At 75.4% G+C, this 12,657-nt stretch carries 9 protein-coding genes; 4 read left to right on the forward strand and 5 right to left on the reverse strand.

Features of this window, described 5'->3' with window-relative positions; all coding sequences use genetic code 11:
* Positions 1-17: 17 nt before the first annotated feature.
* The 5 genes from LO772_RS04180 to LO772_RS04200 all read right to left on the reverse strand — a co-directional run bounded on the left by LO772_RS04180 (position 18) and on the right by LO772_RS04200 (position 8,147).
* On the reverse strand, positions 18-2,357 hold the full coding sequence (locus LO772_RS04180) for an alpha/beta fold hydrolase (RefSeq protein ID WP_231776981.1): 2,340 nt from the start codon (positions 2,355-2,357) through the stop codon (positions 18-20).
* A complete protein-coding gene (locus tag LO772_RS04185) occupies positions 2,330-4,114 on the reverse strand; it encodes an N-acetylglutaminylglutamine amidotransferase (protein ID WP_231776982.1) in 1,785 nt (594 codons plus the stop codon). Before LO772_RS04185 ends, LO772_RS04180 begins: the two co-directional genes overlap by 28 nt.
* 465 nt (positions 4,115-4,579) lie before the next feature.
* Complete coding sequence (locus LO772_RS04190; RefSeq protein WP_231776983.1) at positions 4,580-5,788, reverse strand: cation:proton antiporter; 1,209 nt, start codon at positions 5,786-5,788, stop codon at positions 4,580-4,582.
* Between the two features lie 33 nt (positions 5,789-5,821).
* Positions 5,822-6,043, reverse strand: a complete 222-nt coding sequence (locus tag LO772_RS04195; protein WP_231776984.1) for a hypothetical protein — start codon at positions 6,041-6,043, stop codon at positions 5,822-5,824.
* Between the two features lie 886 nt (positions 6,044-6,929).
* Positions 6,930-8,147, reverse strand: a complete 1,218-nt coding sequence (locus tag LO772_RS04200; RefSeq protein ID WP_231776985.1) for an acyl-CoA dehydrogenase family protein — start codon at positions 8,145-8,147, stop codon at positions 6,930-6,932.
* Between the two features lie 97 nt (positions 8,148-8,244).
* Between LO772_RS04200 and LO772_RS04205 the strand changes: the two genes are divergently transcribed.
* The 4 genes from LO772_RS04205 to LO772_RS04220 all read left to right on the forward strand — a co-directional run bounded on the left by LO772_RS04205 (position 8,245) and on the right by LO772_RS04220 (position 12,584).
* The gene (locus LO772_RS04205; RefSeq protein WP_231776986.1) at positions 8,245-8,919 is read left to right on the forward strand and encodes a TetR family transcriptional regulator; all 675 of its coding nucleotides are present in this window, start codon (positions 8,245-8,247) and stop codon (positions 8,917-8,919) included.
* A 49-nt stretch (positions 8,920-8,968) separates the two neighbouring features.
* Positions 8,969-9,352: a VOC family protein gene (locus tag LO772_RS04210; protein ID WP_231776987.1), complete on the forward strand. Its 384-nt coding sequence runs from the start codon at positions 8,969-8,971 to the stop codon at positions 9,350-9,352.
* A 209-nt stretch (positions 9,353-9,561) separates the two neighbouring features.
* On the forward strand, positions 9,562-10,578 hold the full coding sequence (locus LO772_RS04215; protein WP_231776988.1) for an ADP-ribosylglycohydrolase family protein: 1,017 nt from the start codon (positions 9,562-9,564) through the stop codon (positions 10,576-10,578).
* Positions 10,575-12,584: a phosphatase PAP2 family protein gene (locus tag LO772_RS04220; RefSeq protein WP_231776989.1), complete on the forward strand. Its 2,010-nt coding sequence runs from the start codon at positions 10,575-10,577 to the stop codon at positions 12,582-12,584. The genes LO772_RS04215 and LO772_RS04220 overlap by 4 nt, the downstream gene beginning before the upstream one ends.
* The last annotated feature ends 73 nt before the right edge of the window (positions 12,585-12,657 follow it).

Raw genomic sequence — 12,657 nt, forward strand, 5'->3', positions numbered from 1 at the left:
CCGTGCCGCGGTGCGGGTCAGGCGGTGGTGTGGCGTTGCAGCCAGTCGGCGGCGCGGGTGCGGAAGAGGGCGCGGTTGGCGGCGCGTTGGAAGTCGTGGCCTTCCTCGCGGAGCACCAGCAGTTCCGCGGGGATGCCGCGCTCGCGTGCGGCGCGTACCGCCTGCCGGGACTCGTCGACCGGGACGTTGGTGTCGTGCTCCCCGTGCACCGCGAGGAAAGGCACCCGGAGCGCGTCGAAGCGGGTCAACGGCGAGAGTTCGCGCAGGAGTTCGCGGTCGCGCTCGGGGTGGCCGTACTTGACCGCGGCGGATTCGGCGATCCACGGCTCGGTGCCCGCGAAGAACGTCGCGAACGACGACATCCCGCACACCGTGACGCCGGTGCGGAACACCTCCGGGTGCCGGACGAGCGACGCGAGCGTGAGATAGCCGCCGTACGAATGGCCCATGACGGCCAGCGCGGCGGGGTCCGCGAGACCCGACAGCACCGCGTGGGCCGCGCAGTCCGCGACGTCGTCGATCGCGGCGAACCGGCCCGCCCCGAGGTCCGCGTCGACGAACGACCTCCCGAAACCCGACGAGCCGCGCACGTTGGGCGCGAACACGTCGATGCCCCGGGCGAGCAGTTCGTGGTACATCGCGGCGTAGACCGGGCGTTCCTGGAGTTCCGGTCCCCCGTGCAGGTGCACGACGCACGGGCCCGGCCGGTCGCGGGCGCGGTCCGGCGCGCGGTGGTACCACCCGCTGAGCGCGAGGCCGTCGCGTGCCGACAGTTCGAGGAGTTCGGGCGGCGCGGGACGGTGTCCGGCGGCGGCGATCGCGTCGTCGCGCGCGGACCAGCGCGTGCGTTCGGCCTCCGTGGCACGCACGCGCCAGACCCCGGGCGGGCGTTGCGATCCGGACAGCCCGACCAGATAGGCGCCCGGGCCGGCCTGGCTGATCCGGGTGACGACCTCGTGCGGCAGCGGCACGAGGGCGGAGTCGGGCGCCCCGGCCCGCTCTCCGCCGTCAGGCAGCTCGAACCGCCGTGTGGCGGGCGCGACTTCGGGCGGCGGGTTGGCCGAAGTCGGGGCGGGGTCCCAGACAGGCTCGGGGACGGGATCGGCGGCCGGATCCCCGACCGGGAGGCGGGCCGATTCCGGGTCGGCCGCCCGGGTGACGAGTTCCAGCTCGCTGTGTCCGCGTACGTTCCACACCAGTGCGGCCGGATCGTCGTCGCCGTACGGGATGTGGAGCAGTTCGAGTCCCGCGCCGTCGCGGGCGACGATCGGGGAGAAGGCCGCGCAGGTGCCGTCCGGGCGCAGCCGTGCCGCGTACAGGGCGGCGAATTCGCGGTCGGCGTCGCTGCGCAGCCAGACGACGCCGCCGTGGTCGGTGAAGCGTCCGATCCACGGGTCGCCGTCGGCGACGGGGAACACGCTCGCGGCCTCGCGGGACGCGGTGTCCAGGACGACGCCCTCACGGCGACCGCGCGGCCCGCGCCGGACGAGCGCGAAACGGGCGTCCGGCGTGAGGTCGCAGACGCGCAGCGACGAGGCGTGCGCCTCGGTGGTCAGCAGCCGGGTCGGGGCGACGCCGTCCGGGTCGACCAGGTACGCGGTGAGACGGCGGCGCAGCGGGTAGCCCTCGGCGCCGACGCCCTCGCGCGGCCACGTGCGGGGCAGACCGTCGTGTGACGCGTCGGGAGGCGGCCCGTCGCCGGCGGCTCCCTCGCGCGGCCGTGGCGGGGACAGGCTCTCGTCCTCACCGCCGCGCCCGGTGTCGGTACGACCGTCGCCCGCCGTGCCGTCGCTCGGCGACGTCCACCGCGACCCCGTGTCGAAGCCCTCGCGGGGACGCGCGGGGGTGCCGGGGTCGAGAGCGTCGGCGAGCGCGGCCCCCGTGCCCTGGGTTCCCGTGCCGCCTTCCGTGACGGTGATCGCCAGCGCGCCCCCGTCGCGCGTCCACGCGCCGAGGTGTGCCGACTGCCCGGGGTCCGCGCCGGCCAGCACGCGGCGCCCGGTCCCGTCGGGGCGTACGCACAACACCCTGGTGTGCTCGCTGCCGCCGGGGGTGGTCGTGTACGCGATCCACCGGCCGTCGGGCGACCAGGAGACCTCGCGTACCGGGTCCGGGCCGGTGTCGAGCGCGCGCGGGACGGTCTCGTCCTCGGCGGCGACCCACAGTTGCGGGATGCCGTCGCGGTCGCAGATGAAGGCGACGTGGCCGCCGGAGGGCGACGCGCTCGGCTGGAGGCAGCTGTGGGCCGCGACGCGCGGGGCGGCCGTGCCGTGTCCGACCGCGTCGGGCAGCGGCATCGGGACCGGCCCCGAGGGGGTGGGGGCGCCGGTCAGCTGATCCGGTGCTCTTGCAGCCATATCTCCAACAGGGCGATCTGCCATAGGGCGTTCGCCCCTCGTTTGGTGCGGTGGGCGTCGGGCTCCGCGAGGAACGCGTCGACGCATGCGGGGCGGAACACGCCGCGGCGGCGGGCCTCGGGCGCGGTGAGCGCTTCGCGCACGCGTTCGAGGACGGGGCCGGCCATGTGCCGGATCGCGGGCACCGGGAAGTAGCCCTTGGGCCGGTCGACGACCTCGCGCGGCAGGACGCGGCGCCCGGCGTCCTTGAGGACGCCCTTGCCGCCGTCGGCGAGTTTGAGTCCGGGCGGGCAGGCGGCGGCGAGTTCGACGAGTTCGTGGTCCAGGAACGGGACGCGCGCCTCCAGGCCCCAGTCGGAGGTCATGTTGTCGACGCGCTTGACCGGGTCGTCGACCATCATCACGTGCGTGTCCAGGCGCAGCGCGGCGTCGAGCGCGGTGTCGGCGCCGGGCTCGGACATGTGGGTGCCGACCAGGTCCGCCGACGCGTCGCGGGCGGGCAGCATCGCGGGTTCGAGCATGTGCGCGAGGTCGGCGTGCGGGCGGTCGAAGTAGACGTCGGCGTACGCCGTCGCGGCGTCGTGGCGGGCCGCGCCCGCGAAGTGCGGGTACCAGTGGTAGCCGGCGAACACCTCGTCGGCGCCCTGGCCGGACTGCACGACCTTGACGTGTTTGGCGACCTGTTCCGACAGCAGGTGGAACGCGACGACGTCGTGGCTGGTCATCGGTTCGCTCATGGCGGCGACCGCGCGGTCCAGCGCGAGGGGCAGCCGGTCGGACGGGACGAGAATCTGGTGGTGGTCGGTGGCGAAGTGCCGGGCGACGAGGTTGGAGTAGGCGAACTCGTCGCCCACTTCGCCGCCTTCGGTCTCGAAGCCGACGCTGAACGTCGCCAGGTCCTCGTGCTGCTCCTCGGCGAGGAGGGCCACGAGGAGGCTGGAGTCCAGGCCGCCGGACAGCAGGACGCCCACCTGGACGTCCGCGACCGCGCGGCGCCGCACGGACGTGCGCAGGGCGGCGAGGACCGCGTCGCGCCAGTCCTCGGCGTCCATGTCCGCGTGTTCGGCGCGGCGGGAGTACGCGGGGTGCCAATAACGGCGGTCGGTGTGTCTGCCGTCGGGCTCGACGACGCGTACCGTCGCGGGCGGGAGTTTCCGGACGCCGTTCAGGATCGTGCGCGGCGCGGCCACGGTCGCGTGCAGCGACAGGTATTGGTGCAGGGCGACCGGGTCGAGGGACGTGTCGACGCCGCCGGCGGCGAGCAGCGCGGGCAGCGACGACGCGAAGCGGAGCCGGCCGGTCTGGTCGGAGAGGTAGAGCGGTTTGACGCCGAGCCGGTCGCGGCCGAGGATCACGCGGCCGCTGTCGTGCTCGACGATGGCGAACGCGAACATGCCGTACAGGCGTTCGACGCAGGAGAGGCCCCACTCGCGGTAGGCCGTCATGAGCACCTCGGTGTCCGAGGTGGAGAAGAAGCGGTGCCCTCGGGCGCGGAGTGTGGCGCGGAGTTCGCGGTAGTTGTAGATGCAGCCGTTGAAGACCGCGGTGAGCCCTGTGTGCGGGTCGGTCATCGGCTGCGTGCCGCGTTGCGACAGGTCGATGACTTCGAGCCGGCGGTGTCCGAGCGCGACCGCGCCTTGGGACCATACGCCTCGGCCGTCCGGTCCGCGCGCCGCGAGACGGTCGGTCATGCGTTCGACCGCCGCGACGTCGGGTCGGTGCCCGTCGAAGCGAACCTCTCCGCTCAAGCCACACATGGTGGGAACTCCTTCATGGTCGCGGCGGGCCGCACACGGCGGTCGCGTACCCGCCCGTCTGGTTCCCCGCCGGCGGCACACGAGGGCCGCCCCGGAACGGCGGAACCGGGAAGCGGCGGCGCCCTGCCGGGCCGCTCGCCAGTGACGACGCTGCCCTGATCGGGGGCATCTACTCGGGGCGGCTTCCCCACCGGCGCCTCCACAGGGCCGCTGACCTGCGGTGACGCGGTCGCAGCCCGGGGCCGGGCGGCGGTGTTCGGCGCCGCGGTGTCCGGTCCGGCGGCCGGCGGGTTCGCCCGGTCGGGGATGCGGACGAGTGTGCTCGCGGAGGCGGTGTTGTGCTGATCGCGACCGCCGTGGCGGCGTGGTGGCTGGTCCCGCGGCGCCGGTGAGGCCGCCGCCCGGCCGCGTCCGCCGTCCCGCTCCGGCGCGTCCGCCGCGCTGTGGGACGGGCGTTCGGCCGCGTCACGGCAGCAGGTCGAGCTCGTCCGGCGCGGGGGCGGGCCGCCGGGCCGGGGCGGGGCCGAAGAGGCGGCGCAGCGCCGGTTCGGTGAAGCGCGCGGTGAGCGGTCCGGCGACGACGAGGATCAGGACGTACCCGGCGGCGAGCGGGCCGAGGCGGGCGTCGGTTCCGTCGGCGACGGCGAGGCCGGCGATGACGATGGAGAACTCGCCCCGCGCGACGAGCGCTCCCCCAGCCCGGTAGCCGCCGGGTTTGGCGATGCCGGCGCGGCGCGCGGCCCAGTAGCCGGTGGCGATCTTGGTGAGCGCGGTGACGGCGGCGAGCAGGAACGCCGGCAGCAGGACGGGCGGCAGGTGCGTGGGGTCGGTGGACAGGCCGAAGAAGACGAAGAAGACGGCGGCGAACAGGTCGCGGAGCGGTGCGAGGAGCTGTTGGGCGTGTTCGGCGACCTCGTCGGAGATGGCGATGCCGACGAGGAACGCGCCGACGGCCGCGGAGATCTGCAGCCGGTCGGCGAGTCCGGCGACGAGGACGGTGAGGCCGAGCACGCCGAGCAGCAGGAACTCGGGTTCGTCGGTGGAGAGCGCCTTGGAGACCTTCGAGCCGTGGCGCAGCGCGATGGTGAGGACGATCGCGATCGCGGCGAGCGCGATGACCACGGTGACGCTGCCGCCGAGGAGCCCGACGCCGGAGAGCAGCGCGGTGAGGATCGGCAGGTACAGCGCCATCGCGAGGTCTTCGATGACCAGGACGCTGAGCAGTGTGGGCGTCTCGCGGTTCCCGAGGCGGCCGAGGTCGCCGAGGATCTTGGCGATCACGCCGGAGGACGAGACCCAGGTGACCCCGGCGAGGGCGATGCATCCGACGGGGTCGAAGCCGAGGAGGAGGCCCGCGGCGTACCCGGGGGTGGCGTTGAGGAGGCAGTCGATGCCGCCGGCGGGGGCGCCGGAGCGGAGGTTGGTGACGAGTTCCCCGGCGTTGTATTCGAGGCCGAGGAGTAACAGGAGCAGGATGACGCCGATCTCGGCGCCGGCGGAGACGAATCCGTCGCTCGCGGAGAGGCTGACCAGCCCGCCGTGGCCGAACGCGAGGCCGGCGAGCAGGTAGACGGGGATCGGCGACATCCCCACGCGCGCGGCGAGGCGGCCGAGCACGCTGAGGCCGAGGAGCATGGCGCCCAGTTGGATCAGGAGTGTGGTGGTGTCGTGCATCGGTCGGCGCGGCTCCGGTCGGTGGCTCGGCGGCTACTCGCCCGTGAGGAGGTCGGCCAGCGCGGCGGCTTCGGCGGGGGTGAGGCGGACGCCGGGGCCGCACGCGTCGGGGTCGTCGATCTCGAAGATCGCGATGCTGCGGCGGCCGTCGCGGGCCGCGACGATGCTGAGGGCGCGTCCCCCGGCGGTCTGCAGGACGTATTGGGTGCCGATGCCGGGGAGTGCGGTGGAGGTGATCGGGACCTGGTTCGACATGGTGGTCGCTCCGGTGGGGTCGGTGGGGTCGGTGGGGGGTCGGTGGGACGCGTGCGGCGTGGGCGGGACGCCTGGGCTGTTTGGACGGTTATCGGGTGATTGATCAGGGGTCAGATTAGCCGCGCGGGCGGCGTGCGGACCGGTCCGGGCGGCCGTCACGGCGTGGTGTTCCGAGGCGGGGCCCGGTTCGGCGGACGGGCGCCCGGGCTCGATCGCGGCGCGGAGGCGGGCGGCGGGCCCCGGGGCCGAGCATTCGGTCAATGCCGGAGAGGCGGCTTTTGTTCCGTACGGCGCGGACCGTCGCGGCGCGGCGGAACGGAGGCCGCGCCGGAGCGGTCGGCGGGCTCCTCGCGGCGCGTCCCGCGCGAGCGCAGCATGTCGAGGCGGATGAGCGTCACGACGGTGCGGAGCCCCCCGGGCAGGATGTCGACCCCGTCGGCGTCGGACCGGCCGAGGCGTCGGGGTCGGGCGGCGGGGCCTCGCGGCGGCGGTCGGCCGGTGCCGGGCCGGCCCTGCCCCCGGCGCGCGTTGTCGAAACGGTTCGGTGTCGGGCCGGAGCCGCAGGGTATGCGGTTCCCCGTGGGGGATTGCCCGATCGCGCGAGGAGGTTGCCGTGACCCATCCGCCGAGTCCGCCGGCTCCCCCCGGTCCGCCGGGGCCGTGGCCGCCTGAACCCATTCCGCCGGGGCGGAGGCCGGGGCCGGAGCCGGGACCGGAACCGGGCCCCGAGCCCGATCCGCTGCCCGACCCCTTCCCGGACCCGCTCCCGCCCGAGCCCGGCCCCGAGCCGAAGCCGGAGCCGGTGCCCCCGGGCTGACGTGCGCGAACGCGTCGCCGAGAGCCCGCGCGACCGCTCCCGGTCGCGGTGTCTCGCGGCGGCGCGCGCTCAGCGGATCGGGACCCCGCTGATGCTCCGGGCGATGACCAGGCGCTGGATCTCGCTGGTGCCCTCGAAGACGGTGTAGACCGCGCTGTCGCGGTGCATCCGCTCGACGGGGTACTCGCGGGTGAACCCGTTGCCGCCGAGGATCTGCATCGCCTGCGCGGTGACCTGTTTCGCCGTCTCGCCGGCGTACAGCTTCGACATCGACCCCTCGGCCGCGTCGAACGCCTGTCCCGTGGCGGCCATCCACGACGCGCGCCAGACCAGGAGGCGGGCGGCGTCGATGCGGGTGCGCATGTCGGCGAGGGTGAAGGCGACGCCCTGGTTGTCGATGATCGGGCGGCCGAACTGCTCGCGCGTGCGCGCGTAGTCGAGCGCGTATTCGTACGCGGCGCGCGCGATGCCGACGGCCTGCGCGCCGACCGCGGGCCGGGACGACTCGAACGTGGCCATCGCGGCGTTGCCGCGCCCGGAGCCGACACCGTCGCGGGCACGGGCCAGGCGTGCGTCGAGCTTGTCCTTGCCGCCGAGCAGGCAGTCGCCGGGGACACGGACGTTCTCCAGGACGACCTCGGCCGTGTGCGACGCCCGGATGCCGTGCTTCCGGAACTTCTGGCCCTGGCCGAGCCCGGGGGTGCCCGGCGGAACGACGAAGCTCGCGTGGCCGCGCGCGCCGAGTGCGGGATCCACGGTGGCCACGACGACGTGGACGTGCGCGATGCCGCCGTTCGTCGCCCAGGTCTTGACGCCGTCGAGCACCCAGTCGCCGCCGGCCTCGTCGTACACGGCCCGGGTGCGCATCGCGGAGACGTCGGAGCCGGCGTCGGGCTCGCTGGAGCAGAACGCGGCGACCTTGACGTCGTCGGGGGTGCCGAACATCGCGGGCACCCATGTGGCGACCTGGTCGGGGGTGCCGTTGGCGACCACGCCGGCGGCGGCGAGCGTCGTGCCGGTGATCGCGAGCCCGAGGCCGGCGTCGCCCCAGAACAGCTCCTCCATGGTCAGCGGGATGCCGAGGCCGGTCGGGTCGGAGGCCTGGGCGGAGAAGAAGTCGAGGGAGTACAGGCCGATCCGGGCGGCCTCCTGGATGACCGGCCAGGGCGTCTCCTCGCGTTCGTCCCACTCGGCCGCGGACGGGCGCAGGACGTCGGCGGCGAAGGCGTGCACCCAGTCGCGGACGGTCCGCTGGTCGTCGGACAGGTGCAGGGAGAAGGGGGTCATCGGGCTCCTTCGCGGAAGGGGGCAACCGCAGTCTGTTACCCCTGGTAACATCCGTCAAGATTTACTGACGCTCCATCAGAACCAGGCCGAGGGCCGCATGACCGACCACGAAGTCCCCGGCCCGGCGCCGGGCTCCCCTGCGGGCCGCCGCTCCCCCGCGCGTCGGCAGGACCTGCTGGACGCCGCCGACCGCGTCGTCATGCGCGACGGCCCCGACGTGTCGATGAACACCATCGCCGCCGAGGCCGGCATCACCAAGCCGATCCTGTACCGCCACTTCGGCGACAAGGACGGCCTGTACCGGGCCCTGGCCGAGCGCCACACCGAGGACCTGGCGCTCGCGATCCGCGCCGCCGTCCGCCCCGGGCGCCGCACGACGCCGCGCGAGCGGATCCGGGCCACCATCGACACCTATCTCGCGCACATCGAGGCGAACCCGCAGCTGTACCGGTTCCTCCTGCACCACGCGGGCGCCGAGTCGGCGGACGTGCGCGGCCACGTGACCGCGTACCAGCGCCGGATTGGCGAGGAACTCGCCGCGTCGTTCGACCCGTTGGGCGCGAGCGGCGTCCTCGCACGGGCGTGGGCGCACGGCATCGTCGGCATGGTCCAGGCCTCCGGCGACTGGTGGCTCGACGAACACCCGTGCGACCGCGCCGAACTGACGGTGTATCTGACCGAACTGCTGTGGGGCGCGCTGCCGGCCGCGCTGGCGACGGCGGCGGACGCGCCCGACCGGGGCACCGGCGGGCGGGCGTACGAAAGCGGCTGAGTCCCGCCGAACAGGCATAACCCGGCTTCGGTCGGGCGAAAAGACGGGCATGGACGTCCTGAGCAGCCGCGTTCTCCTGCGGCCCACCGACCTCGAACGCAGCCGCGCCTTCTACCGCGACGTCCTCGGACTCGCGATCTTCCGCGAGTTCGGCACCGGCGACCACCGGGGCACGGTCTTCTTCCTCGGCGGCGGATTCCTGGAGGTCTCCTCCGGCGCGGACACCGCACCGACGCCCGCGACGCAGCTGTGGATCCAGGTGCGCGACCTGCCCGCCGCCCACAAGGAACTCACCGAGCGCGGCGCCCTGATCCTGCGGGAACCGCGCCGCGAGCCCTGGGGGTTGGACGAGATGTGGATCGCCGACCCGGACGGCCTGCGCATCTGCGTCGTCCAGATCCCCGACGACCACCCGATGCGCCACCGGCCCTAGGCCTTACCCACGGGCGCCTCCCCGCCGGGCCCGGCGGGGAGGCCTCCGGCCACGCGAACGCGCTTGTCCCGGCGGACGGTTCGCGTGGCTCCCCCTGCGGTGCCCGCGGCCCGGTCCGCGTCCCCGCCGCCGCGTGCCCGCGCGCCCGGCGCGTTACGCTGCCGTGAGTTCTCGCGGCGGCCCGTGCCGCGAAGTGAGGGAGTGCGCGCGTGGGGTACGACCGGGTGGCCGGTTCGCTGTTCGGACTCGCCTACGGGGACGCGCTGGGCGCCCCGACCGAGTTCCTGTCGTACGCGGAGATCATGCGCCGCCACGACATCCCCGGCCCGCGCGACCTGCCGGTGCACGGCGGCGTCGCCATGGTGACCGACGACACGCAGATGGCCCTCGCCGTCGCGGACGCCCTCGCCGACACCGTCGCCGACGGCCCCCTCGCCCCCGAACCGTTCGCGGCGCACCTGCGCGACCGCTTCCTGGCCTGGTACGCCTCACCTGACAACAACCGCGCCCCCGGCACCACCTGCCTGCGCGCGTGCGAGGCGCTGCGCGACGTCGTGTCGTGGGTGGACGCCACCATGCGCGGGTCCAAGGGCTGCGGCGCCAACATGCGCGTGTCGCCCGTGGCGCTGCTCGACGGCATCGACGAGGCGCAGCGGTGCGGGGCGGCGCAGTTGCAGTCCGCGCTCACCCACGGCCACCCGACCGCGCTGGCCGCGTCGGACCTGACCGCGGCGGCGGTGTACGCGCTGCTCGACGGCGTGGCCCCGCGCGACCTGCCCGCGTACCTGCGCGCCCACGCCCGGGCGCAGCGCGAGGTGTACCACGGCGACTGGCTCGGCGACCGGCTGTGGCGCGGACCGTTCGGGACGACGCCGGAGGCGTTCATCGCCCGGGGCTGGGACGAGTGCCTGGGCGTCCTGGACCGGCTCGACACGGCGGTGGCGCTGGGCGACCGGCGCGGCGACCCCTGCCACGTGACGGGCGCGGGTTGGATCGCGGAGGAGGCGCTGGCGACCGCCCTGCTGTGCGTGCTGCTGTACGAGGACGAGCCGGTGGACGCGCTGGCCCGCGCGGCGGCGACCTCGGGCGACTCGGATTCGATCGCGGCGCTGGCGGGCGCGTTCGCCGGGGCGGCGTACGGCATGGGGGCGTGGCCGGGCGCGTGGGAGTCCGTGATCGAGTACCGCGGCGATTTGGCCCGGCTGGCCGGGGCACTCGCCCGATGAGCACGCGCGGGACGGGCCCGGCGCGGGTGCCGGGCGCGGTGCCGGGCACCGGGTCCGCGGTCGCGGCGGCGGTCGCGATCGGGGTGAGCGCGGCGGCGGCCCGGGCGATCATGGGCAGGACGGCCCTCGGGTCCGGTGCCCGGCGCGAGGCGGCGGGCCGGGTCGGCACCGCCGTCGGCGGCATCGGCGGCATCGGCGGTGGGGTCCGCGGTGGGTTCGAGAACGGCACGGGCGGCGGGATCGGCATGGCGAAGGCGGCGGGCGGCGGAAACGGATTGAGCGGCGTCGGGGGATGGAGCGGCGCCGCGGCGGTCACCGCGTGGCGGCGGGCCGCCGCGGACTCCGTCGGCAGCCGCGTGACCGGCCTGGCCGCGGGGGTCGCGGGCGCGCTGGGCGTGGCCAGCGCGGCGGGCGCGGCGCCGCGCCACCTGGCGGGAGCGGCGCGGCCGGGCACGCTGGGCCGCGTCCACCGGGCCGACCAGGCCGCGTTCGCGTGGGTCGCGTCGCACCACGTGCCGTGGGCCAACCGGGCGCTCCCGGCGCTGTCGCGGTCCGCGAACCGGTCGCGGCTGTGGATGGTGGCGGGCGCGTCGATGGCGCTGTCGGGCGGCCGGTCGGGGCGCCGCGCGGCGCTGCGCGGACTGGGCTCGGTGGCGCTGGCGTCGACGGTGACGAACGTCGTCGTCAAATCGTGGACGCGCCGCCCGCGCCCGGTCCTCGACCTGGTCCCCCACGTACGCCGCCTGCCGCGGCAGCCGTGGACGTCGTCGTTCCCGTCGGGGCACGCGGCCTCCGCCGCGGCGTTCGCGACGGGCGTCGCACTGGAGTCGCGGTCCCTCGGCGCGGCGGCGGCCGTCCTCGCGACCGGCGTCGCGTTCTCGCGCGTCTACACCGGCGTGCACTACCCCGGGGACGTGCTCGCGGGCGCGGCACTCGGCGCGGGGGCGGCGGTGCTGACGCTGCGGTGGTGGCCGAGGCGCCCGGTCGTCGCCGCGTTCGCGCCGCAGCCGCGCGTACGCGTGCCCGCGCTGCCGGGCGGCGAGGGCCTGATCGTCGTGGTCAACGCGTCGGCCGGCCCGGACGGCGAGGTCGCGCCGAGGCTGCGCGAACTGCTGCCGCTGGCCACCGTCATCGAACGCAACGCACCCGAGACCGACCCGGACGCGCGCCTCTCCCCCGGCCCGCCCCCGTCGCCGGACGCCGATCCGGTCGGCTCCGACCTGGTCGAGATGCTGCGCGCCGCCGCCTCCGAGGCGGTCGTCCTCGGGGTCGCGGGCGGCGACGGGTCGATCAACGCGGCGGCGAAGGTCGCGCTGGACTTCGGCTGCCCGCTCGCGGTGTTCCCGGCCGGGACGCTCAACCACTTCGCCGCCGACCTGGGCCTCCAGCGGTACGAGGACACCGCCCGGGCGGTGCGCGCGGGCGAGGCCGTCCTCGTCGACGTCGCCGAGATCGCCCGCGACCGCACGTACGACTTCGGCCCGCTGAGCGGCACCGAGCCGGAGGTCTTCCTCAACACGTTCTCCGTCGGCGTGTACCCCGACCTGGTCCGGGCGCGGGAGTCGCTGGAGCGCCGCATCGGCAAGTGGCCCGCGATGCTGGTCGGCCTCGTGGAGGTGCTGAAGGAGGCGCGGCCGGTCAAACTCCGCGTCAACGGCCGCGCCCGCTCGGTCTGGCTGCTGTTCCTCGGCAACGGCGTCTACGCCCCGCCGGGCTTCGCCCCCACATACCGCCCGAACCTGCACGACGGGCTCCTCGACGTCCGCCTCGTCGACGCCGCCCGGCCCGCCGCGCGCATCCGCCTGGTCGCCGCGGTCCTGTCGGGCACCCTGGCCCGCTCCCGCGTCTACGAGGCCTCCACCGCCCGCGCGATGCGCCTCACCGAGATCCAGGAAGGCGCCCCCCTCGCCGTCGACGGCGAGGTCCGCCCCGGCGCCTCCCAACTCCGCATCGCCAAGGGCCGCCGCCTCGTCGTCTACCGCCCCCTCGGCGCCCGCCGCGCCTGACCGCGGGAGGCCGCTCGGCAGCGGTACCGGGAACGGCCGCCTGAACGGCAGGTACCCGACCACGGCCCTCCGC

The sequence above is a fragment of the Yinghuangia sp. ASG 101 genome (genome assembly GCF_021165735.1).
Taxonomy (GTDB): Bacteria; Actinomycetota; Actinomycetes; order Streptomycetales; family Streptomycetaceae; genus Yinghuangia.